The sequence below is a fragment of the Rhodococcus sp. F64268 genome (assembly GCF_023015605.1).
Lineage (GTDB): Bacteria > Actinomycetota > Actinomycetes > Mycobacteriales > Mycobacteriaceae > Rhodococcus.
This window is the reverse complement of record NZ_JALKAI010000001.1, coordinates 765,062-790,603: the sequence shown is the minus strand read 5'-3', so window position 1 is coordinate 790,603 and position 25,542 is coordinate 765,062. Positions and strand designations below refer to the sequence as shown.

The 25,542-nt window shown below is 66.7% G+C and carries 26 protein-coding genes; 11 read left to right on the top strand and 15 right to left on the bottom strand.

The genetic code is table 11. The annotated features are described in order from the left end of the window. Positions 1–38 precede the first annotated feature (38 nt). Both MWU77_RS03805 and MWU77_RS03800 read left to right on the top strand, forming a co-directional pair. On the top strand, positions 39–1,073 hold the full coding sequence (locus tag MWU77_RS03805; protein WP_169687586.1) for a magnesium and cobalt transport protein CorA: 1,035 nt from the start codon (positions 39–41) through the stop codon (positions 1,071–1,073). Then, positions 1,064–2,866 (top strand): hypothetical protein, encoded by a 1,803-nt coding sequence (locus MWU77_RS03800; protein WP_247272963.1) that lies wholly within the window; start codon positions 1,064–1,066, stop codon positions 2,864–2,866. The genes MWU77_RS03805 and MWU77_RS03800 overlap by 10 nt, the downstream gene beginning before the upstream one ends. A gap of 4 nt (positions 2,867–2,870) precedes the next feature. On the opposite strand, the gene MWU77_RS03795 is transcribed toward MWU77_RS03800, so the two are convergent. The 4 genes from MWU77_RS03795 to MWU77_RS03780 form a co-directional block, all read right to left on the bottom strand. Continuing rightward, positions 2,871–3,464: a suppressor of fused domain protein gene (locus MWU77_RS03795; RefSeq protein WP_247272962.1), complete on the bottom strand. Its 594-nt coding sequence runs from the start codon at positions 3,462–3,464 to the stop codon at positions 2,871–2,873. 24 nt (positions 3,465–3,488) lie between these two features. Then, positions 3,489–3,785, bottom strand: coding sequence for a hypothetical protein (locus MWU77_RS03790; protein WP_247272961.1), 297 nt, complete (start codon positions 3,783–3,785; stop codon positions 3,489–3,491). A 152-nt stretch (positions 3,786–3,937) separates the two neighbouring features. Then, positions 3,938–5,167 carry a GNAT family N-acetyltransferase gene (locus tag MWU77_RS03785; RefSeq protein ID WP_247272960.1) on the bottom strand — a complete coding sequence of 410 codons (1,230 nt, stop codon included), beginning with the start codon at positions 5,165–5,167 and terminating at the stop codon, positions 3,938–3,940. A 35-nt stretch (positions 5,168–5,202) separates the two neighbouring features. Then, entirely contained in the window at positions 5,203–6,315 is a 1,113-nt protein-coding gene (locus MWU77_RS03780) for a winged helix DNA-binding domain-containing protein (RefSeq protein ID WP_374229806.1), read from the bottom strand. Between the two features lie 80 nt (positions 6,316–6,395). Between MWU77_RS03780 and MWU77_RS03775 the strand changes: the two genes are divergently transcribed. Then, positions 6,396–6,833, top strand: coding sequence for a protein-tyrosine phosphatase family protein (locus tag MWU77_RS03775; RefSeq protein ID WP_247272958.1), 438 nt, complete (start codon positions 6,396–6,398; stop codon positions 6,831–6,833). Here the strand turns inward: MWU77_RS03775 and MWU77_RS03770 are convergent. Genes MWU77_RS03770 through MWU77_RS03755 form a run of 4 tightly spaced genes read right to left on the bottom strand, consistent with a single transcriptional unit; the run spans position 6,822 to position 11,204 of the window. Then, a complete protein-coding gene (locus MWU77_RS03770; RefSeq protein WP_169687592.1) occupies positions 6,822–7,658 on the bottom strand; it encodes a hypothetical protein in 837 nt (278 codons plus the stop codon). The two genes, MWU77_RS03775 and MWU77_RS03770, sit on opposite strands and share 12 nt — an antisense overlap. A gap of 20 nt (positions 7,659–7,678) precedes the next feature. Next, on the bottom strand, positions 7,679–10,168 hold the full coding sequence (locus MWU77_RS03765; RefSeq protein ID WP_169687593.1) for an FtsX-like permease family protein: 2,490 nt from the start codon (positions 10,166–10,168) through the stop codon (positions 7,679–7,681). Continuing rightward, entirely contained in the window at positions 10,165–10,932 is a 768-nt protein-coding gene (locus MWU77_RS03760; RefSeq protein WP_169687958.1) for an ABC transporter ATP-binding protein, read from the bottom strand. Before MWU77_RS03760 ends, MWU77_RS03765 begins: the two co-directional genes overlap by 4 nt. 8 nt (positions 10,933–10,940) lie before the next feature. Further along, positions 10,941–11,204 carry a hypothetical protein gene (locus MWU77_RS03755; RefSeq protein ID WP_169687594.1) on the bottom strand — a complete coding sequence of 88 codons (264 nt, stop codon included), beginning with the start codon at positions 11,202–11,204 and terminating at the stop codon, positions 10,941–10,943. 222 nt (positions 11,205–11,426) lie between these two features. Here MWU77_RS03755 and MWU77_RS03750 point away from each other — a divergent pair, with 222 nt between their 5' ends. Both MWU77_RS03750 and MWU77_RS03745 read left to right on the top strand, forming a co-directional pair. Continuing rightward, positions 11,427–12,716, top strand: a complete 1,290-nt coding sequence (locus tag MWU77_RS03750; protein ID WP_247272956.1) for a sensor histidine kinase — start codon at positions 11,427–11,429, stop codon at positions 12,714–12,716. Next, entirely contained in the window at positions 12,707–13,366 is a 660-nt protein-coding gene (locus MWU77_RS03745; RefSeq protein ID WP_247272955.1) for a response regulator transcription factor, read from the top strand. The genes MWU77_RS03750 and MWU77_RS03745 overlap by 10 nt, the downstream gene beginning before the upstream one ends. A 9-nt stretch (positions 13,367–13,375) precedes the next feature. On the opposite strand, the gene MWU77_RS03740 is transcribed toward MWU77_RS03745, so the two are convergent. Then, the gene (locus tag MWU77_RS03740) at positions 13,376–13,861 is read right to left on the bottom strand and encodes a general stress protein (RefSeq protein WP_169687597.1); all 486 of its coding nucleotides are present in this window, start codon (positions 13,859–13,861) and stop codon (positions 13,376–13,378) included. A gap of 47 nt (positions 13,862–13,908) precedes the next feature. Next, positions 13,909–14,865, bottom strand: a complete 957-nt coding sequence (locus MWU77_RS03735; RefSeq protein ID WP_169687598.1) for a CoA ester lyase — start codon at positions 14,863–14,865, stop codon at positions 13,909–13,911. 58 nt (positions 14,866–14,923) lie between these two features. Here MWU77_RS03735 and MWU77_RS03730 point away from each other — a divergent pair, with 58 nt between their 5' ends. From MWU77_RS03730 to MWU77_RS03710, 5 genes are all read left to right on the top strand, one after another. Then, on the top strand, positions 14,924–16,198 hold the full coding sequence (locus MWU77_RS03730) for a magnesium transporter MgtE N-terminal domain-containing protein (protein ID WP_169687599.1): 1,275 nt from the start codon (positions 14,924–14,926) through the stop codon (positions 16,196–16,198). Beyond that, positions 16,191–16,712 carry a DUF1003 domain-containing protein gene (locus MWU77_RS03725; RefSeq protein WP_169687600.1) on the top strand — a complete coding sequence of 174 codons (522 nt, stop codon included), beginning with the start codon at positions 16,191–16,193 and terminating at the stop codon, positions 16,710–16,712. Before MWU77_RS03730 ends, MWU77_RS03725 begins: the two co-directional genes overlap by 8 nt. Positions 16,713–16,803: 91 nt before the next feature. Further along, positions 16,804–17,742 (top strand): hypothetical protein, encoded by a 939-nt coding sequence (locus MWU77_RS03720; protein WP_247272954.1) that lies wholly within the window; start codon positions 16,804–16,806, stop codon positions 17,740–17,742. 286 nt (positions 17,743–18,028) lie between these two features. Next, on the top strand, positions 18,029–18,910 hold the full coding sequence (locus MWU77_RS03715; protein WP_247272953.1) for a lytic murein transglycosylase: 882 nt from the start codon (positions 18,029–18,031) through the stop codon (positions 18,908–18,910). A 25-nt stretch (positions 18,911–18,935) separates the two neighbouring features. Further along, positions 18,936–20,069, top strand: coding sequence for an Mrp/NBP35 family ATP-binding protein (locus MWU77_RS03710; RefSeq protein WP_169687602.1), 1,134 nt, complete (start codon positions 18,936–18,938; stop codon positions 20,067–20,069). A gap of 57 nt (positions 20,070–20,126) precedes the next feature. On the opposite strand, the gene tatB is transcribed toward MWU77_RS03710, so the two are convergent. From tatB to sigE, 4 genes are all read right to left on the bottom strand, one after another. Further along, positions 20,127–20,537, bottom strand: a complete 411-nt coding sequence (gene tatB / locus MWU77_RS03705; RefSeq protein ID WP_169687603.1) for a Sec-independent protein translocase protein TatB — start codon at positions 20,535–20,537, stop codon at positions 20,127–20,129. 64 nt (positions 20,538–20,601) lie between these two features. Then, positions 20,602–22,086: a S1C family serine protease gene (locus tag MWU77_RS03700; protein WP_169687960.1), complete on the bottom strand. Its 1,485-nt coding sequence runs from the start codon at positions 22,084–22,086 to the stop codon at positions 20,602–20,604. A 192-nt stretch (positions 22,087–22,278) separates the two neighbouring features. Continuing rightward, entirely contained in the window at positions 22,279–22,653 is a 375-nt protein-coding gene (locus MWU77_RS03695; protein WP_169687604.1) for a zf-HC2 domain-containing protein, read from the bottom strand. A 16-nt stretch (positions 22,654–22,669) separates the two neighbouring features. Further along, positions 22,670–23,296: an RNA polymerase sigma factor SigE gene (sigE, locus tag MWU77_RS03690; RefSeq protein ID WP_169687605.1), complete on the bottom strand. Its 627-nt coding sequence runs from the start codon at positions 23,294–23,296 to the stop codon at positions 22,670–22,672. 287 nt (positions 23,297–23,583) lie between these two features. On the opposite strand from sigE, the gene MWU77_RS03685 reads away from it, so the two are divergent. Beyond that, entirely contained in the window at positions 23,584–24,219 is a 636-nt protein-coding gene (locus MWU77_RS03685; protein ID WP_169687606.1) for an O-methyltransferase, read from the top strand. 21 nt (positions 24,220–24,240) lie between these two features. Here MWU77_RS03685 and glgC read toward each other — a convergent pair whose 3' ends face one another. Beyond that, on the bottom strand, positions 24,241–25,455 hold the full coding sequence (glgC, locus tag MWU77_RS03680) for a glucose-1-phosphate adenylyltransferase (RefSeq protein ID WP_169687607.1): 1,215 nt from the start codon (positions 25,453–25,455) through the stop codon (positions 24,241–24,243). Between the last annotated feature and the right edge of the window lie 87 nt (positions 25,456–25,542).

The window sequence follows — 25,542 nt, the reverse complement described above, 5'->3', positions numbered from 1 at the left end:
GGGAACGCTCGCGCGAACTCACGTGTCCAGGACGCCACATGACAAAAGACGTCCCGGCAATCCGCGTCCCCGCCGAACGTGCGGTGGTCGACTGCGCGATCTACATCGACGGCCGGCGCCTCCCCGGCCGGTACACGCACGCCGCAGCCCTCGCGGAAGTCCGCCGACGCGGCGAGGGGTTCGTCTGGCTCGGCCTCCACCATCCGGACGAACATCAGATGACGAGCGTGGCCCGGACGTTCGACCTGCACGAACTGATGGTCGAGGACGCAGTGCACGCACATCAGCGTCCGAAACTCGAGCGCTACGACGATCTGCTGTTCCTGGTGCTCCGCACCGTGACCTACGTCGAGCACGAATCGGTGACCACCACCAACGACATCGTCGAGACCGGTGAGATCATGCTGTTCACCGGTCCCGACTTCATCGTCAGCGTGCGTCATGGCGATCACTCGGAGCTGTCCGCAGTGCGTGCCCGCCTCGAAGCCGACCCAGAGCACCTCGGCCTCGGACCGGCCGTGGTACTGCACGCGATCGCAGATCACGTCGTCGACACCTACCTCGCGGTCACCACCGCGGTGCAACCGGACGTCGACGATCTCGAGGAATTCGTCTTCACCCCCGACACCAGGATCGCGGTCGAGCAGATCTATCTCCTCAAGCGCGAGATCCTTCAATTGCGTCGCGCCGTGGTGCCTCTCGCGGAGCCCTTGCAGCAACTCATCCGCTCACCCGGCAACCCCATCCCCAAGGACATTCGCCGCTACTTCCGCGACGTCGCCGATCATCACACCACGGTGTCCGATCGCATTGCGACTTTCGACGAAACGCTGAGTACCCTCCTCGACGCGGCAATCGCCAAGGTCACGGTCCAGCAGAACACCGATATGCGCCGCATCTCGGCGTGGGTTGCGATCGCTGCGGTACCCACGATGATCGCGGGCATCTACGGCATGAACTTCGATCACATGCCGGAGTTGCACTGGGAGTACTCCTATTACGTGGTAGTCGGTGCCATCGCCCTGATCGTGACGGCGTTGTTCGTCCTGTTCCGCCGCAACAAGTGGCTGTGAGCACCACACTTCTCGAGCGCGAATCCGCTTCGGCCGGTTCGCGCCCCGGCAGGCGTTCGGTCCTGGTCGTCGCGCTCGCGCTCATCGCAATACAGGTCACGATCCGCGGCGTCCTCGCCTTCCGGGGCGAATTCTATTGGGACGACCTGATTCTGATCGGCCGTGCAGGCACCTACCCGCCGCTGTCGACGGAAATGCTGAACTACGACCACGACGGGCACCTGATGCCCGGAGCGTTCGCTGTCGCGTCGCTGATCACCTGGCTCGCTCCCATGCAATGGTGGCCTGCCGCAGTGACTCTCGTCGTGGCCCAGCTGTCGGCATCACTCGCGGTGTTACGTCTGCTGTGGCTGATTCTCGGACCGCGTCGGGTGTTGTGGGGCCCCCTGCTGTTCTATCTGTTCTCGCCGCTGACGCTGCCCGCATTCGCCTGGTGGGCTGCCGGGCTCAACTCGCTCCCCATGCAAGCCGCTCTCGCCTGGGTGGCAGGCGACGCCCTGCAACTCGCGCGGACAGGCAGACGACGTCATGCCGTGTCCGGCGTCGTCGTCACCGTCTGCGCCTTGGTGTTCTTCGAAAAGTCGGTCCTCGTATCCTTCGTCGCGTTCGCGACGGTCGCGCTGCTGTATCGCGTGGACGGTGTTCGGCAGCCAGTCCGTGTCGCGTGGCAGCGAGCACGCCCCCTCTGGCTCGGATCCGGCGCGGTACTGGTGATCTGGGCCGCGTGGTACACCACCGTCGTCGTATCGCGGTTCGGTGTGCCACCCTGGTCGATGGTGGCAGGGCTGACCCACCACGGCCTGTCGTACGGTCTGGCGCCGTCGCTGCTCGGCGGCCCGTGGCAATGGGACCGCTGGAATCCGAGTCCGCCGTGGGCCGACCCACCGCCGGTTCTCGTGGTCGCCGCGTGGCTCGCTGTCGCGGGTGCGCTGGTGTGGAGTCTGCGCTGCCGCACCCGGACCGGTTGGGTGTGGATCGCGGCGACCACATACGTGTGCGCTTCTCTCGTGGCCATGATCAGTACGCGGTTCGGTCCCGAGACGACATACGAGCTGGCGCAGACCCTGCGTTACTTCGCCGATTCGTCCGTGATCGTCGCGGTAGCGGCGGCGCTCATCCTGCGTGCCCCGCAGCGCAGACCGACGGCGGCGTGGTCGCGTGCGGTCGCCCTGGTCTGCGCGGTCGCGTTCGTCGTGAGCTCGATGGGGTCGACCGTGACATTCGCCCGCAGCTGGACCGACAACCCCACCGGCGAATACCTCGCGACCGCGAAGGCCGCACTTACCGAACACCCGCACGATCCGGTGCTCGACCACCCGGTGTCGGTGTGGGTCCTGTTGCCCGTCACGTACCCGCACAATCTCGTCGGATCGGTGTTCTCGTCGTTGCCCGGACGTTCCCCCATCAGCGACCACACCACCTCACTCAGCGTCCTCGACGATCGTGGCGCGCTGGTACCCGCCGAACTCATGCCGCTGCGAGGCGTCCTCCCCGGGAACGTGCCCGAGTGCGGACACCGGGTGGCCGACGACGTCGTGACGACGCTCCGCTTGAACGAGCCGGCCGGCGACTGGGAGTGGACCGTCGAGATCAACTACATGGCCGCCGACGACGGCGCGATCGAACTCGGTTTCCCCGGTCGCCCCCGCGTCACGGTGCCCGTCACCGAAGGGCTGGGCTCGGTGTACGTGCGGCTGTCGGGTGGCGGCGCTGCACTGCAGGTCGAGTCGGCGACACCGGGACTGAACGTGTGCATCGGCGGCGGATCGATGGGTGTGGTGATCCCGAGCTGACCCCTCACATGCGCGCGGCGCCACGTTCGGGATCACGGATGTCGATGCCTGCCTCCGTCCAAGCCTCTCGCAGAGCATCGGCACCGCGCAGTCGCTTCCACGCAGCTTCGTTCGCAGTGATCGGAACCGCATCGAAGAACCGCACCGGATCGGCAGGCTCGGGCAACTCCAGATCGGGCACATCACTCGATTCGAGGAGCACCGCCGTGAACGGCGCACCCTCCCAGAGTGGCTCACCGAGATCGAGGAGCGCGTCGGCGGTGAGTACCACCCCCTCCACGGCCGGAAGCGCCGCCAGCACCGCCAGGCTGCGGTGCACACCGGCCGTGAGCCCGTCCGCTCTACGCAGACTCAAAACGAGCTCGGCGCGCGGACCGCGGTTCGGGTCGGCGATGGTTGCGGTGGGATCGCCCATCGGGTGACGCGAACAACCCAATGTCGCAAATCGGGTGAGGTCGTCGTGTGCGTGGAACCGCAGAATTTCGATCGGTTCGAGGCCGAGAAACGTCACCGACGCCGATTCGGGCGCCGGCCCGGTCGCGTCGGACAGGTTCGCGGCGAGGTGGGCACGGACTGCGGTGAGAACGGCTTCGGTCACCTCTGCAATCTAACGCGCCGGTGGCTACGGGTGGTCGATCCTCGACAGCCGCACCCGACCACTATCGAGATCGATCCATCCGTCGTCTCCCACGGCGATGTCGATTCGGCCGTTCCTCTTGCCGACAATTTCTTCAGTGACATGCCGTTTCGCGGGCGAGAAGAGTTCGTCCATCGCCCCCAACATGCCGCTCCCCGCGTCGGCGGTGCGCGGATTGCTCCTGCGCCAGTACACCCATCCCCTTCTCTCCGCCCACAGTGCTGCTTGATCGACTCCGACGAGCACCACGATCGCAATCACACCGATCAGAAGAACTTCCATCGAACATCCCCTTCGAAGTCACGGACGTGCCCAGTTGATTCGCGAACAGTTCCCGCGGTCCCTTCCGACGCACCCCCACCGGGAACACAGAGAACCGTAACCGTCTCGGAACCCGACGGAATCGAGGACACTCGCGTGGGCTGCCAACGGCATCAGAACATGGTCCCCGCGAAGGGGACCACAGGCCACGTGAACAGTGCCTCGGCGACCGGGAGTGCCACAGGGTCGTGCACGGTGATCCGCCCGGCTCCCGCCAGTGCGTGGCAACTCACCCCACCGAGCAACAGCGATCCGAGTTCGGCGATGCCGAGCTCGAGGTGAGCCGGTTCGTTCGCTGTCGACACGCCGTCGGCGGAGATCTCGAAGACCGCGGTGTTCTCCGCGAAGACGGGGTCGGTCACCGCAATCCGGACTGTCCCGACACCCACGAACGATCGGGCTTCGAGTGCCCGCCGCACGTCGAGAATGCGAAGCCAGGTTTCGTCCGACACCGAACGAACCTGTGCCCCGCGATGATCCGTCAGCATCCACGGCAGTGGATCGTCTGCCGGTACCCCGTCGAACACGATCCGGTCGACGAGGTCCAGATTCAGCAGGAAACGGACGAGTCCCGCGTGGGATTCGGCGGTGGGGGCGAAGAAGTCGCTCACGACGATGGTGCGGTCGCGTCCGCCGAACCACGCCCCGGTGTTCTCAGGGCGGTACCGGACGAAACCGTCCTCGGCACCCGGGCTGCCGTGCACCGCGACATAGGCAGGTCCGTTCCCCGACGAAGAGCGGAAACGCTGGGAAGCCCACCAGAACGAGGTGCGTTCGATACGCCCGGGGCGATCTGTCGCGTGCTCGGAATAGATGTGCTCCAACAGGTCCCATGAATCGGGAAGCTCAGCGAACCTGACCGGGCCGCCGCCGGGCACGCCCTGGTGCAGCACCGCACGGCGCCTCTCCACCTCGAGGGTCGTCGACATCGACGCGATGCCGTAGCCGAATCTCCCGTAGATCGTGGCCTCGGAGGCTCGCAAGCTCGCAACGACGTCGCCGCGTTCGTGAGCGTCGCGCAGCTGCCTGTGCACCAGGGAGGTGACGACGCCGCGGCGAGTGTGGGTGGGGAGCACCCCGATGTGGGTGACCCCCGCGTGAGACACGCGCTCGCCGCCCGGCAGCACCAGAGACCCGGACGTCGCATCGACGGTACCGACGAGCGCTCCATCGATGAATGCCCCGAACGTGCGGCCCTTCTCGAGGTAATCGCCCATGCGTCCCTCGGGATAGTCCGGCCCGGAAGGAAGCCCGACCATGGCCGTCCGGAACAGTGCCATCGCCTGCCGCAGCTCCTCCTCGGATTCGAGGGCTCGGATCTCGGCGTCACGGTGTTCGCTCATACGCCCGAGACTAGAGAGAGCTTCCACACTTGTCGCTACGCGGACTCTGCAGTGAACCGCACGTCGTAACGGTCTGCGTCCGGGGCAGCGAACTTCGCCAGCTTCATTCCTTCGGTCTCGATTGCCGACCGGTTCGATGCCGTCAGCGAACGCCAGGGCGTCACTTCCACTACCGAGGACCCGCTGCCCGTGGTCAGGCTCGCAATTCCGGCGACCCGGCCGCCGACGAGTACCAGCGGCGCGATCATCCCGTTCTTCGTCATCGTGCGCCTACGATCGTCGTCCGAAATGAACCGCCGGCGATCGGCGTGCGAGAGCAGCGCGTTGTCGAAAGGAGCGAGGATCCGCACCGGCGCGGGAGTCGACGGGGCAGGGCGGGGGGCGTCGGGCAGATCGAACAGTTCTATGCCACGCTCATCGCGGAAGGTCGCGAGTTGTGGGCGCAGCCGCTCGACGATCTCCGACAGCCGGGTCAGGCCACACCATGCCTGCACATCGCGGATGCTTGCGGGACCGAACGCCGCGAGGTAGCGCAGGATGAGCCGATCGGGGCTCGGAAGGTCCGCTTCCGGCGGGCCTGCCCACACGTCGAGGGGTGCGAGTCGAGGCGGGCCCGAGCGCCCCCACACCCCGCGAGGCGTGACCTGCACCAGCGGAAGCAGGCCCCGCACGCCGTGTGCGAGCGCCGCAGGGTCCTGATCGGGGAAATACTCGGCGAGCAGGGGCCGCAGCTCGGCCTGAGTCCGCGGAGTGTCGGACAGGAGTTCTCGGCCGACAGACGCGAGTGCCGTCCGATCCACACCACGCAGGCCTGCGCGATGGAGCGTGTTGGTGTCGAGGTCCTTGTCGAGCAGCGGTTGCACCCAAGCGCGCAGCGCATGGGCGTCGGCCGCAGAGACCGCGAACACCGTTCCTCGCATCAGCACGATCCGCACCACTTTCCGCGACTCGAGGAGAACCGACAGCGATTCGGGGCGGAAACCGCGTAACCGGGTCCACAACGCGTAATAGGGCGGCGTCGGCGCCTGTCCCTGCAAGCCCATCAGGTGCTCGATCATTGCCAGCGGCTCCATGTCGCTGCGGCGCAACAGATGCTGACGGGCGAGCGTCGCGCGACCGAGCGCGCGATCGGTCAGGATGCCGGTGATCACAGTGCACCTTGACACACCCGACCGACACGAGCCGGTGTGTCGCGGGTGGACAGCATCGACACAGGTAGGTTTCCTTCGTGCAAGCGGAATGGGACATCGAAGCTCCCGGCGTACTGCAGCTACCGTCAGGGAGGCGCGTACGCGGGCGCGCTCTGCGCGGTCCGCTGCCCGACGGCCCGCTACCGGAGTTCGGTGTGTACCTGCAGGGGCGTCCGCTGGTCGCCCTCGACTGGGATTCGCGATGGATCCGCTGGCCCGACTTCCGGGTGCCGTCCGACGCGCAGGACGCGTACGACGCTTTGTACGAGACGTGGGTTCGCGCGGGACGGCAGCGGGTGGAGGTGGCTTGCACCGGTGGGCGCGGACGCACCGGCACCGCGCTCGCGTGCCTCGCGATACTCGACGGCATCCGAGCGAGGGACGCAGTCGCCTTCGTCCGCAAGCACTACGATCCGCGCGCGGTGGAAACCCCGTGGCAGCGTCGCTTCGTCACACGATTCGCGTCACCCGGGTGAGTAGCGCCGCTCGATGCGGACCACATCGGCTTCGGCCGCGGAGGCCTCGCGTTCAGCAGCGGTGACGTCCTTCTTCGCTGCCGCGACCGCGCGACGCGCAAACTTGCGCTGTTGTTCGGCGTGGACCAGCTTTTCCTGCAGTGCCGCAACCTCCGCTTCATGGCGGGCGAGTTCGCGGTCCGCTTCCTGGGCGGCAGCCCGCGCACGCGTGACAGCGCGTCGAGCCTCGTGCGCCGCGGTGGTTGCCTCGGCCAGCTCGGCCCGCCCCTCCGCGCCATCGGTTCGGGCTGCAGAACGGTCGGGAACGACGCTCAGCGTCGGCGTCGACGACGAACCTCCGAGATCCCCGAGCGCGCCGATGCCGGACGGCTCGACGATGGCGTCGAGGCGTCCCGCACGCACACGTTCGGCGACCGCCGGGTCCGCAAGCGCGGCATTGAGGGTCTGTGCAACCTCCCGCAGGGCGCTGTCGCTGGCCGTTCGCCCCCGCTCGGAAGCCAGTTCGGCCGCGTCCCGCTCCAGCGCGGAGATCACCTGCCGTCGCTGCGTGGACAGTGTGCGCAGATCCTGTCCGGACAGTGTTCGCTGGGCGGTGCGCAGGGCGTCGCCCAGGTCGAGGAGGACACCGAGTTCGTCGGGTCGCTCACGTGCCAGCAGGTTCACCAGCCACGCTGCGACTGTCGGTTTGCGGAGCCGGCCGATCGCGGCAGTGAGTTCCCTGTCGCCCGACTCGCGGGCCTGCGCCACGTACTCGGTGCGCGCGGCGATGAACTCCCCGGGGTCGAGGCCGTACAGGGAGTCCGCCACCGAGTCCAGAGTGGGCATGGGGTCAAGCGTAGTGGCGATCACCCTGCCGGCACAGGGACACGCGATCCCCGCAGCAGATGACGCGCGGGCATTGTCGTCGCCAGGTGCGCGACAGCGCAGGTGACGAACACGGTCCCCACCACGAACCACAGCGGACCCTGGGGCCAGGGTTTTCCGACGAACCCGATGGCCAGCATGGTCATCGAACCGAGGGAGATCGCGACACCGATGACGGTTGCTACGACGCAGACCAGCGCGGTTTCCGACCACACCATGGTGTGGAGTTGGCGCGGGGTGGCCCCGACAGCCCGCAGCAACTGCCACTCCCGCCGACGCCGGAGTGTGCTCGCCACGAGCCGATTGGCAGCGCCGAGCAGTATGTATCCCATCAGGACCAGGGCGATAGCGATGTTGAGCACGCGCGAGGGATCCGGAGCTGCCGGCCCCACCGAGGTCGTGGAGGCATCGTCGATCCGCAGCCCGGGAGTATCCGCGAGCAGCGGTGGGAGTTCGGTGGTGATCCTCGCGTGGTCACCGGCGACCAGCACCTGGTCGTAGGGCCCGTCCTGCCCCTGCGGGAGTAGATCCAGCGACGCGGCGATCTTGCCGAATCCGAAGCCACGCGCGTAGGTCGCCACCACTGTCGGCTCCACCTCGGTCCCGTCCGACAGGATCAGCGGCAGGGTGTCGCCGACGTCGACCCCGGCGAGCCGGGCTGCAACGGAATCCATTGCGACAGAAGCACCGGTCAGGCGCGACACGTCGCCATCGGTGACACCGAGATCGAGTACCTCTCCGACGTCGGGCCCGACAGCGAGCATCGGATATTCCTCGGCGCGTGGCCCGCCGTCCTGCTCGAACGGACGTATCGCGGTGGACCGGATCACAGCGACAGCCGTGGTCGACGAGGATGCGCGCTGGATCGACTCGAGCGCCGACGACGACACGCCGCCCGCGTCGGGAGCGGACACGACCACATCCGCGACGGTGCCTTCGCCCACATCGTGGTCCACCGTGGCGCTCGCCGTGGTCACCGCGAAGATCTGCGTGGTCAACAGTCCTACCGCGAGTGCGAGGACACTGATCGCACCACCGGTCCGCAGGGCGTAGCTGTGCGAGTTCCGCACGGCCAGCCACCTGCTCGCAGAACCGGTTCTGGGCGCGATCCACCCGCAGACCCGACCGACCATCGCCGGGGCGATCAGACTGATACCGATGATCGCGAGCAGCGTTCCCGACGCCGTGCCGATCAGAGCTTCCTCGCTGCGAATCACGAGGGGGACGACTGCGGATCCGGCCGACAACGCGAGCACCACGAATCCCGCTCTGGTTCGGAGCCGACCTCCGCCGCGCGGTTCGGCCTCGGTCTCGAGGATCGCTTCGGTGGCCGGAATCCGGGAGATTCGCAGCGACCCCGCGCGCGCCGCCACCTGAACCATGCCCAGCATCAGCAGGCAGGCACCCAGCGCCGGACCGGGACTCCAGCTCGGTAACTGCCCGGGTGCGAGCAGGCCGACGGTGGTCAACGGCCGCGTGGCCGCCGCAGACAGCAGGTAGCCGCCGATCACGCCCACCGCCACAGCTCCGAACGCCACACGGGTCGTCCGACGCGCGATCATCGACCGGATCTGTCGCGGTGTCGCCCCCACCGCGCGAAGCAATGCGATTTCCCGCGACCGATTCGCCACACCGACAGAAACCGCTCCCGCGGTGATGAATCCGACGAGGACCACCAGCACTCCCCCGACGGAGAACGCCGCAGCCGTCAGCATTCCGGTCCCCGACGCCGCCGCGGGTCGTTCGGCGCGGCCGATGTCGTCGCCCGTCGCGACCACGAGACCTCGTCCCGCCACGAGTTCTTCCACACGGCCGGTGATCGCGACGGAATCCGCGTCGTCGTCGAAAGCGACGATGAGTAGGTCCGCGGAGTCTGCCGACCTCCGGGAGAGTTCCCGCGCGGTGGTGTCACTGACGAAGACGCCATTACCCGAAAGATCTGCAATGCCAGTCACACTCATGTTCTGTAGTTGTCCGCGCAGCATTACCTCCACCGGGTCACCGACCGAGACACCCGCCGTGACGGCTGTATCTGCGGCGAGTACGACGTCGGTGGGACCGCTCGGTGCACGACCGGTCAGACCGACCGTTCCGAGAAGGGAGTTCCACCCGTGACCGTTGTCTCGGACCGATTCCGCGGGCAGCACCCGGCCACGCCCGTCGGTTGCCACCGCCGGGAAACTCAGGTCCGCGGCGACCGCACGCACCCCCGGTATCTGCGACAGGTCCACGGCGAGGTCGGTCGGAACCCCGACGTGTTCGGGCAGCACCGGATCGAAGTCTTCGTCCTGCGGGACGCTCTGGTCGCCGCCGATGACCATGTCGATGCCGGTGAATCGCTGCGTGGGCACCTGCGAGCGCAGCCCGGACTCGGCCATGACGAGGCAGAACGTGACCAGTGCGGCACCCACCGCCACCGCGCAGATCACCGCAAGTGTTTCACCGACCCGGGCCGGCAAACGCACTGTCATCGGACTCGCCCTCCGAGCAGGGCAGTCAAGGTACGTGCGTCGGGGCGGCGTAGGACCCGATCGATGCGTCCGGTTGCCATCACCACGACGTCGTGTGCCCGGACTGCAGCTGCAGGATCATGGGTGACCATCACAACGGTCTGTCCGAGGTCGCGCACGAGATCATCGAGGAGGGAAAGGATCTGGTCGCCGGTGGCCGGGTCCAGTGCGCCCGTCGGTTCGTCGGCGAACACGACATCCGGGCGGGTCGCCAGTGCGCGGGCCACTGCGACCCGCTGTTGCTGTCCACCCGAGAGTTCACCCGGTGTGCGAGACAGGAAGTCGCCCAGACCGACCCGGTCGACAACTGTGGCCAGCCAGCTTCCGTCGCCGGGTGTCTCGGCCAGGCGCAGCGGCAAGGTGATGTTCTCCTCGACAGTGAGCGACGGGATCAGGTTGTAGGCCTGGAAGACAAACCCCACCCGTTCACGTCGAAGCCGTGTGCGGGCGGTCTCCCGCAGCCGACCGATCTCCGTGTCGCCGATCCACACCTTGCCCCGCGTCGGGGCATCGAGTCCGGCCGCGCAGTGCAGGAGCGTGCTCTTCCCGGAACCGGATCGACCCATGACGGCAAGGAACGCGCCGCGCGGGACAGTCAGGTTCACGTCGTCGAGCGCTGGTGTACCGCTTCGATTGTCCTTGGACCGATAGACCTTGGTCACCGCCTCCAGCCGGATAGCGGCCGGCACGGACTCACGCTCGGCAGTGGTGCGGACGCTCTCCATCGCGGTGTTCACGGGCGTCGCCGCCGCAGGTAGCGCGCCACGAGTGCCGCGAGGCAGAGGATGGTGGGAATCCCGAAAACCAGTGAGAACAGGACGTTGTCGGGCCTTGCGATCGACGACACCGCGTTCAGACCGACGAACACCGCGAACGCGACCCACAGTGCCCCGGTCGCCCGGTCGGGGGGATCTCCGCGCGGTCGTGTGCCTGCCGTCGAGAGTAGCTCACGTGTTCCGGATCCATGGTGCGGGCGGATGCCGTACGGGTCGTCCATGATGCCTCCAACAATCGAGGCCGCGACAATTGCGCGGCGCCCTCATTCGTTCCCTGGTCTCGACGCTATGAGCTGCCACGGCGTCCCGACATCCCGACGGCTACCGGCTTCCGGTACAGCAGGCTGTACCTTCATGCACCCGCATGGACGGCGAAGGTGCACAGGGCATACCGTCGGCACACCGACACGCACATCCACCACGCGAGGATTCGAGGGGGACCCATGACAAGTGAACCCTCGGCTGCCGGCAGCGACCCTCGACGAACCGCGCTGCGAGAAAATGCAGTTGCAGTTGTGAAGAAGGCAGCCATCGCGACGAAATGGCTGGTACTCGGAGCCGGAACCGCCATCCTGGCGCTTTTCGGCGTGATTGCCTCGATCCTGGTCGCTGCGCTCTGCCTGGTGGGTGTCGGAGTGTTTCTGCTCGCGCCGACGCTGTCGGTCGTCCGGTGGATCGCAGATCTGGAACGACGACGACTCGCCGCGATGGGCATTCCTGTCCCGTCGCCCTACAGCAGCGACCCCACCGAGTGGCGAGAGGCGTGGCAGTTTCTGCGCTCCGATCCTGCGCCTCGGCGGGACATCGTATGGCTGTGCATCCATGCGACGTTCGGCCTCGCCGTCGGTCTACTGCCGCTGGAGTTGCTCTCGAATGCGGTGGAGGAACTCACCGCTCCGCTGTGGTGGCATCTGTCTCCGCCCGGTGGAGCGACCATGCTCGGCGGCCTGATACCCATCGACTCAGGGGCCGAGGCGCGCTGGGCGACCGTCACCGGCCTCTGCTGGGCGATCCTGTGGTTCGTGTTGCCTCCGTTGCTACTCCGGGCGCAGGTCGCTTCCGGTAGCCGGTGGTTGCCCCCGCACCCGGATGTCGATCTGTCCGCTCGTGTCGTCGAACTGACCACGACGCGAGCGGCAGCGCTGGATGCCCACGCCGTGGAACTGCGCCGGATCGAGCGGGCGCTGCACGACGGCGCGCAGAATCGGCTCGTGACCGTCGCCGTGCTCACCGGAGCGGCCCGCCAGGCCTTGGCCCGGGACCCTGCCACCGCCGACCCCTTCCTCGAGAAAGCACAGCAGAGCGCCGAAGTCGCTCTCGCCGAACTTCGCTCGGTGGTGCGGAGCATTCTGCCGCCGGTGCTGGAGTCCGAGGGATTACCCGGTGCGTTGTCGGCGTTGGCCGCGCAGTGTCCCGTCGAAACCCGGGTGGACACACATGTTTCACCACGATGCCCCGTGGCCGTCGAAGCGATCGCTTACTACACCGTGGCCGAGGCACTCACCAACGTCACCCGTCACAGCGGTGCGCAGCGTGCCGATGTGCAAGTACTGCGGCAGGGCAACACACTCGTGGTCGAGGTACGGGACGACGGTGCCGGGGGTGCGGTCGTCGAACTCGGGTCGGGGCTCGCCGGGATCCGCGGGCGCGTCGAGGCACATGATGGGACGTTGCAGGTGGACAGCCCGGCCGGAGGGCCGACGACAGTGATGGCGGTGATCCCGTGCGGATAGTGGTGGCCGAGGACGATGCGCTGCTCCGGGAAGGGCTCGTGCTGTTGCTACGCGGCGAGGGACTCGACGTGGTCGCCGGGGTCGGCGATCCGGACGCGCTGCTCGACGCTGTGGCGGAGTATCGACCCGACGTCGCGATCGTCGACGTCCGGATGCCGCCGACCCACACCGACGAAGGCATCCGGGCCGCGGTCGCGGCACGCGCTGCTCATCCCGAGCTTGCCGTCCTTGTGCTGTCCGCATACGTGGAGCAGAGCTTCGCCACCGAGCTGCTCGCAGGCGGTGCGCATCGCACGGGTTATCTACTCAAGGAACGCGTCGGGCGGGTCGGAACCTTCCTCGAGGCCCTGCACCGTGTCGCCGGCGGTGGCACCGCGATCGACCCCGAGGTCGTTGCCCAGCTCTTCGCACGGCAACGCGCCGCCGACCGGCTCGCCGACCTGACCGTACGAGAACGCCAGGTTCTCGCCGTAATGGCCGAAGGGCTGGGCAACGGCGCGATCGCGACTCGCTTGTTCATCACCGAGAACGCAGTCCACAAACACATACGGAGCATTTTCGCCAAGCTCGGCCTGCAGGCCGGCGACGACTCCGACCGGCGGGTCGTCGCGGTGCTCCGGCACCTCGAAGCCACGCAACGAACCGGTTGAATCGGGCGCCTACAGAGCCAGCTTCGCGAGCAGGTCGCGCGCCTTCTCGGCGCTACGCGGCTCGCACAGCACGTCGTAGCGGCCCGCGACCAGCTGCATCGTGGACGAGAAGTCGCGTTGTCCGCGGGTGGCCGCGTACGGGATCGTCGCTGAAATCAGCCCGAAGATGATGCCGCCGACGAGACCCACGAGCAGCGGCCCCAGGAAGTCGGTGGAGAAGATCCCGAGAAGCAGACCGAAGAACAGACCCAGCCACGCACCGGAGACGATGCCGCCGCCGATCACCTTGGCCCACGTCAGCCGGCCTGTGACCCGCTCGACCTGCATCAGGTCGACGCCGACAATCGTGACGTCCTCGACCGAGAAGTTCTGATCGGACAGGTGGTCGACGGCGCGCTGCGCTTCTGCGTATGTCGAGTACGAACCGACAGGCCATCCACTCGGCGGTTCCGGCAGTCCCGGCGCCTGGCGCCCGGGCCCCATGGGATTCGTCATTCTGGCTCCTTCTCGTTGCAGTCCGTGTCCATTCTGCCGGGATCTGCCTACTTCGGCGGCTCGAACGACGTGGTTCGGGTCATCCCCGCGGCACGGCCTTTCGCCGAGATCACGAGAGCCATCTTCCGACTCGCTTCGTCGATCATCTCGTCGCCGAGCATCGCGGCACCGCGCGCTCCACCCGCTGCGGAGGTGTGCCATTCGTAGGCGTCGAGAATCATCTCGGCCTTGTCGTAGTCCTCCTGCCTTGGGCTGAATACCTCGTTGGCGGCATCGATCTGACTGGGGTGCAGCACCCACTTGCCGTCGAATCCGAGCGCTGCCGAGCGCTGCGCCGACCGACGGAACGCCTCGACATCGCGAATCTGCAGGTACGGTCCGTCGATGGCCTGAAGTCCGTGTGCCCGCGCGGCCATCAGGATCGTCATGAGGATGTGGTGGTAGGCGTCGCCGCGGTCGTAGCCCTCGGGCTGTTCGCCCACGACGAGAGTGCGCATGTTGATGCTGGCCATGAAATCGGCGGGGCCGAACACGAGGGTCTGCACGCGTGGACTGGCCGTCGCGATCTCGTTGATGTTCGTCAGCCCCAGCGCATCCTCGATCTGCGGTTCGATCCCGATCTTCCCGACCTCGAGTCCGTGTGCCTTCTCCACCTGGGTGAGCAGCAGATCGAGCGCTTTCACGTGGCTCGCGTCCGGCACCTTGGGCAGCAGGATCGCGTCGAGATGTGCGCCCGCTCCACCGACGACGGTGGACACATCGAGGTAGGTGGCGTCGGTCGTCCAGTCGTTGACGCGTACGACTTTGAGCTGGTCGCCCCAACCGTCTTCGTTCAGCGCTTCGACGATGGTGGTGCGCGCCTGTTCTTTGGCGAGAGGCGATACGGCGTCCTCGAGATCGAGGAAGAGCGCGTCGGCAGGTAACCCCTTGGCCTTGTCGATCATCTTCCGGCTGCTGCCTGGAACCGCAAGTACTGACCGTCGGGGCCTGAATGAGAACGACATGGGGGGACCGAACCTCCGTGTTCCGTGATCGACATACCTAGCCTCTAGCCTGGCAATCATGGCAGCAGTGAGCAAGGTATTCGCAGCGAGGCTGGCGGGCCTGGTCGTGCTCGGCCCCGACGGCGAATCGATCGGTCGGGTCCGCGACGTCGTGCTCACCATACGAATAGGCCGTCAGCCTCCGCGCGTGCTCGGCCTGGTCGTCGAGCTTCCCACCAGGAAGCGGATCTTCGTTCCGATGCTGCGGGTGACGGCGATCGCGCCGGGTTCGGTCACGCTCGTCACCGGCAGCGTGAGCCTTCGCAGGTTCACGCAGCGCCCATCCGAGGTGCTCGCGCTCGCGCAGGTACTCGACTCCCGCGTGCGCGTCGACGACCCGGAACTCGCCGACCTCCAGGGGGCGGACGTCACCGTCGTCGATCTCGGGATCGATCTCACCCGCAGCCGCGATTGGCTGGTCTCGCGTGTCGCGGTGCGACGGCATCGGGGACGGCTGGCGCGTCGCGCGCCGGTGCACGTCGTGGAGTGGCAGCACGTGCACGGCCTGACTCAGCAGGCCCTCGCTCTACCCGGGCAGGGTGTCTCACAGTTACTGCTCCAGTTCGAGGACATGCGTCCCGCCGACGTCGCCAACGTGTTGCGCGATCTGCCGATCAAGCGCCGCAACGAAGTGGCCGCCGCACTCGACGACGAACGACTCGCCGACATCGTCCAGGAGCTGCCGGCGGACGACCAGACGGATCTCCTCAAACATCTCGAGGTCGACCGCGCCGTCGACGTTCTCGAGGCCATGGACCCGGACGACGTCGCCGACCTGATGGGCGAGTTGCCGGAGACCGACGCCGAGTGGTTCCTCCAGCGCATGAACCCGGAAGATTCCGAGCCGGTGCGCCGCCTGCTCGAACACTCTCCCGACACCGCGGGTGGCCTGATGACCCCGGAGCCGGTTGTTCTGACTCCGGCGACCACGGTCGCCGAGGCACTCGCTCGGGCACGCAATCCGGATCTGACCCCGGCACTGGCGTCGATGGTGTTCGTGGTCCGTCCCCCGACCGCGACACCGACCGGCCGCTATCTGGGTTGCGTTCATCTGCAACGATTGCTTCGCGAACCGCCGGCGAGCCTCGTCGGTGGTGTCATCGACAACGATCTCCCGCGACTCGATCCCGAGGATTCCCTGGCTTCGGTCACGCGTTACTTCGCGACGTACAACCTGGTGTGCGCTCCGGTCGTGGACGACGAGCAGCACCTGCTCGGTGCGGTGAGTGTCGACGACGTGCTCGACCACCTGTTGCCCGAGGACTGGCGTGAAGAGGAGGAAGAGGATGAGTGACCGCAGCCCGTTGGGCACACAGCGACTCGAGACTCCCCGTACCTCCCGGTTCCGGGTGAACTTCGATGTGGAGGCCGTCGGCCGGGTCAGCGAGTCGATCGCGCGTTTCCTCGGCACCGGCCGCTACCTGGCGATCCAGACGATCGTGGTGATCGTCTGGATCGTGCTCAACGTCTTCGCGGTGAGCCTGCAGTGGGATCCGTATCCGTTCATCCTGCTCAATCTCGCGTTCTCGACGCAGGCCGCGTATGCGGCGCCGCTGATCCTGCTCGCCCAGAACAGGCAGGAGAACCGCGACCGGGTGTCGCTGGAGGAAGACCGCACACGGGCCGAGCAAACGAAGGCCGACACCGAGTTCCTCGCACGTGAGCTTGCGGCGTTGCGACTTGCCGTCGGCGAAGTCGCGACACGCGACTATCTGCGACGAGAACTGGAAGATCTGAAGGCTCTGATCATCGATGCCGACAAGGACGACGAGGTCGGTCCCGGCCCGATGAGGCCACCGCGACGCTGAGAACTACCGATACCGCAACGTCCGGTTGCACATAACCCGAACCCGTTCTGTAATGTGCGTCACAACAGTGGTGACGTAGGTTCGGTCGAAGGTGGGTATCCAGGTGCGCTGGCACACGACTCTGATTGTTGTTCCGTTGCTCGCCGCAGCAGGCTTCGCCGCGACGGCTTCGGCGCCCGCACCGAGCGGCGCCGCCGCCGATCTCGAACCCGCGCACACCGCCGCCGTGCGGAATGTGGGCGTCTTGCCCGCCGAGCCCGCGACCCCGCAAGCGATGCGTAACCCGTCCGGAACCGCCGGCGACCCGACGGACCCGCTGTCACAGACGCCCCCTGCGATGCCCGGTGACGGGTTCGCCATCCTCGGCGACGGCCCCCTCGCAATCCCCGAACTCGTGTTCTACGCGTACCGCGCCGCCGAGATGCAGCTCGCGATCAATTCGCCGGAATGCGGACTGTCGTGGCATCTGCTGGCAGCGATCGGGCGCCTCGAATCGAATCATGCCGACAACGGGCGAACGGATGTCCTCGGCACCCTCGCCGCATCACGGACGACACCGGACGGTCGCGTCGGCCCGATGCAGCTTCCGGCCGACGTGTGGGAGCGCTTCCCCTCGGACGGCAACGTCGACGGAGTGACAGACCCGCAGAACGTGTTCGATGCGACCCTCGCAGCGGGGGCGTGGGCCTGCGCGGACGGCGCCTCCGCGCGAGACGAGGCAGGCGAAGCCCGGGTCGCGGCGATGTTCGACCCATCCCCCGAGTACCTGGCGAATGTGCAGAAATGGTCTGCCGCCTACAAGAAGGGCGCAGAGGTGGCCCCGGCAGCCCCTGCGGTACCGCCGACAGCTGTCCCCACCCCTCCCGTCGTGCAGATTCCCACCACCGACGCTGCCGCTCCTGCCGCACCGGACACGGACGCTGAGCAGGCCACCGAGGAGACCACTCCTGCCGCGCCGGGCCTGCCCATGATGACGATTCCGGAACTGCCGGAAATGCCCTGCCTCGTCCCCACCCTCTGCGAGCAGTGACAGTCGCCGGACGCCCACACCCGAAGTCGGACATACCCACCCGTCGACCTGTTACTTAAATCACATACAAGTAACGGACGCATCCCTTCACCACGGCCGCTCGATCTCCCCACGGGCGCCTCGACCGCGGCTTTCGATCTCTGTCACCACCGGCGACGATGTCGGCCCCGAGTACCCGTAAACCTGCGTTACATCACGGTTGAGTAACGGAAGCGCATCGAATCCTGTAGTGTCGGCCCGGCCATATAACGGAGGCGTCTCGACGAGATGCCCGAGGGAGGTAGTAGTGGGCCGGCACGCTAAGCCATTGGATTCGAAACTCCGTCGCAATTCAGTCATTGCCATGACGGGGTTGGTGCCGGTGGGCTTGGTTGCCGCAGCCGCCACCACCGCGGGCGCATCGCCCCGCACTCTGCTCGGGATTCACCAGCACGAAACCGAGCCTGCAGCTGCCGCAACACCGATCGACGACATCGCCGCAGCCGTGAACTCGATCGATATCCCGCAGGTCACCGCGGTCGCCCAGAACGTCATGCTCGCTCCGGAGCCCGCTGCCGCGCCCGCACCGAAGGCCGCCCCCGCGCCGGAACCCGAGCCCAAGGTTCTGCACGAAGGCCCCCTCGGAATTCCCGGCATCAACTTCGACGCCTACCTCAATGCCGAACGGATCCTCAACGAGGAGAATCCCGGCTGTGGCATGTACTGGACATTGCTCGCCGGAATCGGCCGCGTCGAATCCGGGCATGCCAACGGAGGCCAGGCCGACGATCTCGGAAACCTCAACGAGCCCGTGATCGGTCTTCCGCTCAACGGCAGCCTCCCGGGCCAGGCCGTCATCCACGACACGGACGGCGGCGCCCTCGACGGCGATTCCGTATACGACCGGGCCGTGGGACCGATGCAGTTCATCCCCACCACGTGGACCCAGTACGCGGGCGACGGCAACGGTGACGGCAAGTCCGATCCCCAGAACCTCTACGACTCCACCCTGACCACCGCGCGCTACCTGTGCGACGGTGGCCTCGACATGCGCAACCTCGCGCACTCGACGAAAGCCATCCACCGCTACAACAACTCGATGGCGTACGTCGCGAACGTCCTCGCCTGGTCTGCCGCCTACTCCACCGGCATCACACCCAGCGCTGCCGACCTGCCGCGGATCCACTGAACCACCGCCACCTACCATGGTCACCATGGCAGTCCTTGAGTCCGACATCCGAAGCGCGCTCGCACGGGTCCAGGATCCGGAGATCCGCAAGCCCATCACGGACCTCGGCATGGTCAAGAGCGTCGATATCCGCGACGACAGCAGTGTCGACATCGAGGTGTATCTCACGACGGCCGCGTGCCCGATGCGTACCGAGATCACCGATCGGGTCACCAAGGCCGTAGCCGACGTCGCGGGCGTGGGCGAGATCCGAGTGACCCTCGACGTGATGAACGACGAGCAGCGCACGGCCCTTCGCAAGTCCCTTCGCGGTGACTCCACCGAACCGGTCATCCCGTTCGCGCAGCCCGGTTCGCTCACGCGCGTCTACGCGGTGGCCTCCGGCAAGGGCGGCGTCGGCAAATCGTCGGTCACCGTCAACCTCGCAGCTGCGATGGCCGATCGCGGACTGTCCGTAGGTGTGCTCGATGCCGACATCTACGGCCACTCGATCCCCCGCATGCTCGGCACGTCCGCGAAGCCCACCCAGGTGGAGCGGATGATCGTGCCGCCTATCGCGCACGAAGTGAAGATGATTTCCATCGCCCAGTTCACGGAGGGGAACACCCCGGTGGTGTGGCGCGGCCCCATGCTCCACCGGGCATTGCAGCAGTTCCTCGCCGATGTCTTCTGGGGCGATCTCGACGTGCTGCTGCTTGATCTCCCGCCCGGCACGGGCGACGTCGCGATCTCGGTTGCGCAACTGATCCCCAACGCGGAGATCCTCGTGGTGACAACCCCGCAGCAGGCAGCGGCGGAGGTTGCCGAGCGCGCCGGCTCGATTGCCCTGCAGACCCGTCAGCGCATCGCGGGCGTTGTCGAGAACATGTCGTGGCTCGAGCTGCCCGACGGCACCAAGATGGATGTCTTCGGTACCGGTGGCGGCCAGGCAGTCGCAGAGCGGCTCTCACGCGCAGTCGGAGCCGAGGTGCCGCTGCTGGGCCAGATCCCCCTCGACCCTGCGATCCGTGAGGCGGGCGACGCGGGCACCCCGATCGTCCTCAGCGCCCCGGATTCCGCACCGGGCATCGCGATGCGGGAGATCGCCGAGAAGCTCGCAGTCCGTCGTCGTGGTCTGGCAGGAATGTCACTGGGGATCGACACCACCCGGCATCTCTGAGCCGGCAGGCAAGCAGCACCGCCCCTCGGGGCGCAGAGCCCCTCCTCGGGGCGGACATTACGTCGCGTCGGGATCGATCGGCGGAATCTCGCCCGGAGCGAGGGGCTTCGCCATGTCCGGCCGCGAAGGCGTCGAACTGTGGGCGCCTCCACCGGACCCATTGGTCGCCGGGGAATCGAACTTACCCGTGAGGATCGAGTCGTCGCCGTCGAGAAGATGCTTGGTGATGACGGCCTTCGGCGTCATGCCCCGCAGCTGGTTGAGGTCGGACAGCGGCTTCTGGAGATCGTCGAATTCGGGTCCGAGTTCGTCCTTGAGCTGCTGCCGGGCACCCGATGCATACTCACGCACCTGCCGGAGCGACTTGGTCACCCACGACACCGCACCCGGAAGTCGCTCCGGACCGAGGACCACGAGGGCCGCGATGAGGAGGACCATGAACTCGCCCCAACCGATGTTGCCGAACACGGCACCAGAGTACGTGGTCCACGCAGGATTGCAGCACCGACGGCAGATGTCACATCCCTCATGATCAATCCGATACCGGTGTGACCTCGATGTCGACCAGGCGCCCCTCACGCACCAACTGCACGGTGACCGGCTGGTCCATCGCCTGCAGGTGAACGGCGACGACGAGTTCGTCCGCGCTCGTGACCTCTCGGTCGCCGACCTTGACGATCACGTCGCCTTCGACGATGCCTGCCTGCTGAGCCGGACTGCCCTGCTGCACATTGGCCACCTCGGCGCCGCTGGCAACATCGTTGACGACGGTCCGGGCATTCACACCGATCTCGGGATGATGCATCACACCCTCGGTGATGAGCGCCTGCGAAACCTCGGTGACGGTATCGATCGGGATCGCGAAGCCCAGACCGACCGATCCGCCGGTCTCCGACTTGATAGCCGAGTTGATGCCGATGACCCGGCCTTCCGAGTCGATGAGCGGTCCGCCCGAATTACCCGGGTTGATGGCCGCGTCGGTCTGCACGGCATCGATGACCGCGTCGGTGTCGGTGCCCTGTCCGTTCAACCGCATGGGCCGATGCAGCGCACTGACGATGCCGCGCGTGACGGTCTTGTTCAGGCCGAGGGGAGAACCGACCGCGACGACGTCCTCGCCTACCTGGACGTCCTCGGAACGGCCGAGTTCTGCGACGACGAGATTGTCGACGTCATCGACTTTCAGGATCGCCAGATCGGTCTTGATATCGCGCCCGACGATCGACGCAGGCACCTTCGTACCGTCGTTGAACGACACCTGCACGTTGGCTTCGGGATTGTTCGCGGCCATCGACACCACGTGGTTGTTGGTAGCGATATAGCCTTCCCCGTCGATCACGACACCTGATCCGGTTCCGGCGTCCTGGCCGAGCGTGACCTGGATCGACACGACCGCGGGCAGTACGGCGTCGGCAACCTGGGCAACAGTGCCGGTCGGGACGTCCTCACCTGCCGCAACCTGCGTCAGCGACACACCACGACTCGTCAGCGATCCGTTCTCGGACAGCATCAGAGCAACGACGAGCCCGCCGACCATTCCGATGACGACGGCTACGGCGGCGAGGGTGGCGAGGGCACGTGGCTCGACGCGACGGTCGAAGAGCACTTCCCGGAGGGCCAATTTGCGGGCAGGCGGCAGTTCGGTCGGCGCGGTGTCCGCAATGGGAGGACCGAGTCGCACGGCCGAGTCCGGGTTGCGCCACGGGTCGGGCGGCGTCGCCTCGACAGGGTCCTCGTCGGAGTCCCCGGGCGGCCGCTGAAGAGTATCCACGGCCTCGTGAGGGCGTCCGTACGCCTCGGCGAAGATCGGGTCGGCCGGAGGTGCATGCTGGATCCGCGGGTCCGGTGCCCGGTCTCGGGAGTTCCCGCCGAAGGAACCGACGGCACCGGCAGGCCGACCGAAGACCTGCGCAGCGGACGGGTCGACGGTAGGCCGATACACGGGCCTGGGTTCGAGACGCGGCGCGTCGGCGGGTCTTGCAATCTCCCCGGACCGACCCGAAGTGGCATCGGGCATATCGTCGGCGGGCACAGTGTCGTTGTCGCCGACCCCATTGTCGGCGGCACCGGCGTCGCCTCGCCCGTTACGTTGCACACCCGTCCGTTGCACAGAATCGCCGCTCACGCGTGTCCGTCTCCCCCGTGTAGGTCCGTCACGCAGCCCAGTATCACCGATGGCACTGTCTCTGCTGCTACCGCCTGCTCGCTGTCACCGACGACGGCGGATCGACCACCGGCGTGTGGTGCTCCACGGATCCTGGGCGGCGGCGTCGAACAGACCTCCCGGCCCCGACAGGCGGGTGGGGTCGGTGCTCGGCTGGTCGCAGAGATGGCTGGGGATGTTGCTCAGCGCCCCGAGCAACGAGGACGGCATCGCCGGGGCCTGACGGGCTGCCGACCGCAATGCGCGACGGGCCTGTTCCTGCGCTTCGACCTCGGTCGCGCATTCGCCGCAGATGGACAGATGCTGGGCGGCTCGGAGGTACGCCGACATCCGGAGCTCTCCGTCGACGAATGCGGCAACGGCTTCGCTGGCCAGGTGCTCCGTAGAGCCGAACCTGCGAGGTGGTTGCACCATCGTCATCAAATCCTCCTGGCGGCTACCCCGCATCGACGCGACCGACTTCGACCTTCCCATGCTCGCGCAGGTGCTCGCGCAGCGCCTGGCGACCCCGGTGGATACGACTACGCACCGTACCGAGCTTCACCCCCAGTGTGGCACCGATCTCCTCGTAGGAGAGTCCTTCGATGTCACAGAGCACCACCGCGGCACGGTACTCCGGTGCCAGCGAGTCCAGTGCGGACTGCAGATCGGCACCGAGGCGAGCGTCGTGGTAGATCTCCTCGGGGTTCGGCCCGTGGGCCGGTACCCGATCGTAGTCCTCCGGCAGCGCTTCCATCCGGATCCGATTCCGGCGGCGCACCATGTCCAGGAAGAGGTTGGTGGTGATTCGATGCAGCCAGCCCTCGAAAGTGCCCGGCTGGTAGTCCTGAAGCGAACGGAACACTCGGATGAATGTGTCCTGGGTGATATCTTCGGCGTCCTGTGCGTTGCCGGAAAGTCGGTAGGCGAGCCGGTACACGCGGTCGCCGTGCTGACGGACCAGCTCGTCCCATGACGGCATGGAAGCACGATCACCGGTGGCATCGAACACTGCTGTTCCGCTCATATCGGTGTCGGCAGATGTGCACACGTCGGGGGTGGGGACGGTATCGGATCTTTGCATGTGGATCGGTGGATCCTCCTCTTCGGGACCGCTGATCGAAAACGATATCTTCGGTGGTCAACGCTCGGACGCGGGATTCTATTTCCGCTGGTGTCCTTCGTCGACCTTTCCGATGAATCTTTCGCCTTCGTCGAACCGGCGGTCTGTTGCGTATCCGACCATCACTTTTCACCACAGCGATGTGGACGCCGTATGAGTACCCTGAAAGTCAGCTGAGAAACCACGAACGTGGGATTCTGGGGCGCGCCTGCCTGCACTGATGCGGTCGCGACGATAGCCTCATCAGGGTGCAGACCAATGCCGACCGGATCCTGGCCCACGCGGAGAATGTCGTCGTCGAGGACGATGCCCTCGTCAACGCGCGCGAACGCGCCCTCGATCTCGGCGCCGAACCCGTTTCTCCGTCCGTGGGCGCAACGTTGTCGCTGTTCGCGCGCATGCTCGATGCGCGCACCATCGTCGAGATCGGCACCGGCGCCGGTGTCAGCGGCTTGTGGTTGCTCCACGGACTCCGCGAGGACGGCGTCCTCACCACCATCGACAGCGAACCCGAGCACCAGCGGGCCGCCAAGATCGCGTTCCGGGACGGCGGGATGGTCGCCTCCCGAACCCGGCTGATCAACGGCCGGGCACTCGACGTGCTGCCTCGCCTCGCGGATTCCGGGTACGACCTCGTCTTCGTCGACGCCACGCCCGCCGACCATCCGCACTTCGTCCAGGAAGGCGTACGGTTGCTCAGGCCCGGCGGTGTCATCGTGCTGCACAACGCACTGCTCGACGGGCGTGTCGCGGACCCGGCAGCGCGAGACTCGACGGTGCTCGCCGTTCGTGAGGCCGCCCGTGCCATCTCACAGGACGACCGGCTTGCTCCCGTCGTCCTGCCTCTCGGCGACGGACTTCTGTGCGCTGTGCGTATGAGCTGAGCGCCGTGCCTACCGGGTGAGCTAGATCCACACGCCCTTGCCGATGGCGACGACCCCTCCGTTACTCACCGCGAAGCGCTGACGGTCGCGTTCGAGATCGACTCCGATGATCTCGCCGTCTCCGACGACGACATTCTTGTCGAGAATTGCGTGACGCACGACGGCGCCCTTGCCGATACGCACCCCGGGCATCAGCACACTGCCCTCGACGGTGGCGCCGTCCTCGACCATGACATTGGAGCTGAGTACCGAGTTACGGACGGTCGCGGCCGACAGGATGCTCCCTGCCCCCACGATCGACTCCTGCGCGAGACCGCCCTGTACGAACTTCGCGGGCGGGAGGTTCTCCGCCGCACCGCGGATCGGCCAACGCTTGTTGTACAGATTGAAGATGGGGTGGACGGACACCAGATCCATGTGTGCGTCGTAGAACGCGTCGAGCGTGCCGACGTCGCGCCAATAGGCGCGATCGCGTTCGGTGGCGCCCGGCACCACGTTGTCGTTGAAGTCGTAGACGTGCGCCGCACCCTGCGCGACGAGAGCGGGGATGATGTCGCCGCCCATGTCGTGGTCCGAATCGGAATTCTCGGAATCGGCACGCAACGCCTCGACAAGCACCTTCGTGGTGAAGACGTAGTTGCCCATGGAGGCAAATGTCACGTTGGGGTCGTCGGGAGTGCCGGGCGGGTGTGCGGGCTTTTCGAGGAACTGGGTGATGCGGCCGGACTCGTCACTGTCGATGCATCCGAAGGCGAACGCTTCACTGCGCGGAACCCGGATGCCCGCGACGGTCACGCCGGCTCCGGATTCGATGTGCTGACGCACCATCTGCTCGGGGTCCATACGGTAGACGTGGTCGGCACCGAACACCACGATGTACTCGGGATCCTCGTCGTACACGAGGTTCAGCGACTGCAGGATCGCATCGGCACTCCCGGTGTACCAGCGCGGCCCCAGACGCTGCTGCGCGGGCACCGGGGTGATGTATTCCCCCGTGAAACCGGAAAGCCGCCAGGTCTGGGAGATGTGCCGATCGAGCGAGTGCGACTTGTACTGCGTCAGCACACAGATACGCAGATAGCCGGCGTTGACGAGGTTGCTCAGCACGAAATCGATCAGACGGTAGGCACCTCCGAACGGCACCGCGGGCTTCGCGCGGTCAGCGGTCAACGGATACAGCCGCTTACCCTCGCCGCCGGCGAGCACGATTCCAAGCACATGTGGCTGGCTCCTCACACGCTCAACCTATCCGCACTGCGCACGATGCCGCCAGCCAAGTGAGAACTCGGACACCGAGGAGTCGGCAACCCTGTCGGGGTACCG

Excerpts from the sequence above, each read along its gene's own strand:
- MWU77_RS03755 (WP_169687594.1), bottom strand. The coding sequence starts at position 11,204 with ATGGACGACCCGTACGGCATCCGCCCGCACCATGGATCCGGAACACGT.
- MWU77_RS03740 (WP_169687597.1), bottom strand. The coding sequence starts at position 13,861 with ATGACGAATCCCATGGGGCCCGGGCGCCAGGCGCCGGGACTGCCGGAA.
- MWU77_RS03730 (WP_169687599.1), top strand. The coding sequence starts at position 14,924 with ATGGCAGCAGTGAGCAAGGTATTCGCAGCGAGGCTGGCGGGCCTGGTC.
- MWU77_RS03725 (WP_169687600.1), top strand. The coding sequence starts at position 16,191 with ATGAGTGACCGCAGCCCGTTGGGCACACAGCGACTCGAGACTCCCCGT.
- MWU77_RS03790 (WP_247272961.1), bottom strand. The coding sequence starts at position 3,785 with ATGGAAGTTCTTCTGATCGGTGTGATTGCGATCGTGGTGCTCGTCGGA.
- MWU77_RS03700 (WP_169687960.1), bottom strand. The coding sequence starts at position 22,086 with ATGCCCGATGCCACTTCGGGTCGGTCCGGGGAGATTGCAAGACCCGCC.
- MWU77_RS03760 (WP_169687958.1), bottom strand. The coding sequence starts at position 10,932 with ATGGAGAGCGTCCGCACCACTGCCGAGCGTGAGTCCGTGCCGGCCGCT.
- MWU77_RS03765 (WP_169687593.1), bottom strand. The coding sequence starts at position 10,168 with ATGACAGTGCGTTTGCCGGCCCGGGTCGGTGAAACACTTGCGGTGATC.
- MWU77_RS03805 (WP_169687586.1), top strand. The coding sequence starts at position 39 with ATGACAAAAGACGTCCCGGCAATCCGCGTCCCCGCCGAACGTGCGGTG.
- MWU77_RS03735 (WP_169687598.1), bottom strand. The coding sequence starts at position 14,865 with ATGTCGTTCTCATTCAGGCCCCGACGGTCAGTACTTGCGGTTCCAGGC.
- MWU77_RS03710 (WP_169687602.1), top strand. The coding sequence starts at position 18,936 with ATGGCAGTCCTTGAGTCCGACATCCGAAGCGCGCTCGCACGGGTCCAG.
- MWU77_RS03785 (WP_247272960.1), bottom strand. The coding sequence starts at position 5,167 with ATGAGCGAACACCGTGACGCCGAGATCCGAGCCCTCGAATCCGAGGAG.
- sigE (WP_169687605.1), bottom strand. The coding sequence starts at position 23,296 with ATGCAAAGATCCGATACCGTCCCCACCCCCGACGTGTGCACATCTGCC.
- MWU77_RS03750 (WP_247272956.1), top strand. The coding sequence starts at position 11,427 with ATGACAAGTGAACCCTCGGCTGCCGGCAGCGACCCTCGACGAACCGCG.
- MWU77_RS03770 (WP_169687592.1), bottom strand. The coding sequence starts at position 7,658 with ATGCCCACTCTGGACTCGGTGGCGGACTCCCTGTACGGCCTCGACCCC.
- MWU77_RS03695 (WP_169687604.1), bottom strand. The coding sequence starts at position 22,653 with ATGACGATGGTGCAACCACCTCGCAGGTTCGGCTCTACGGAGCACCTG.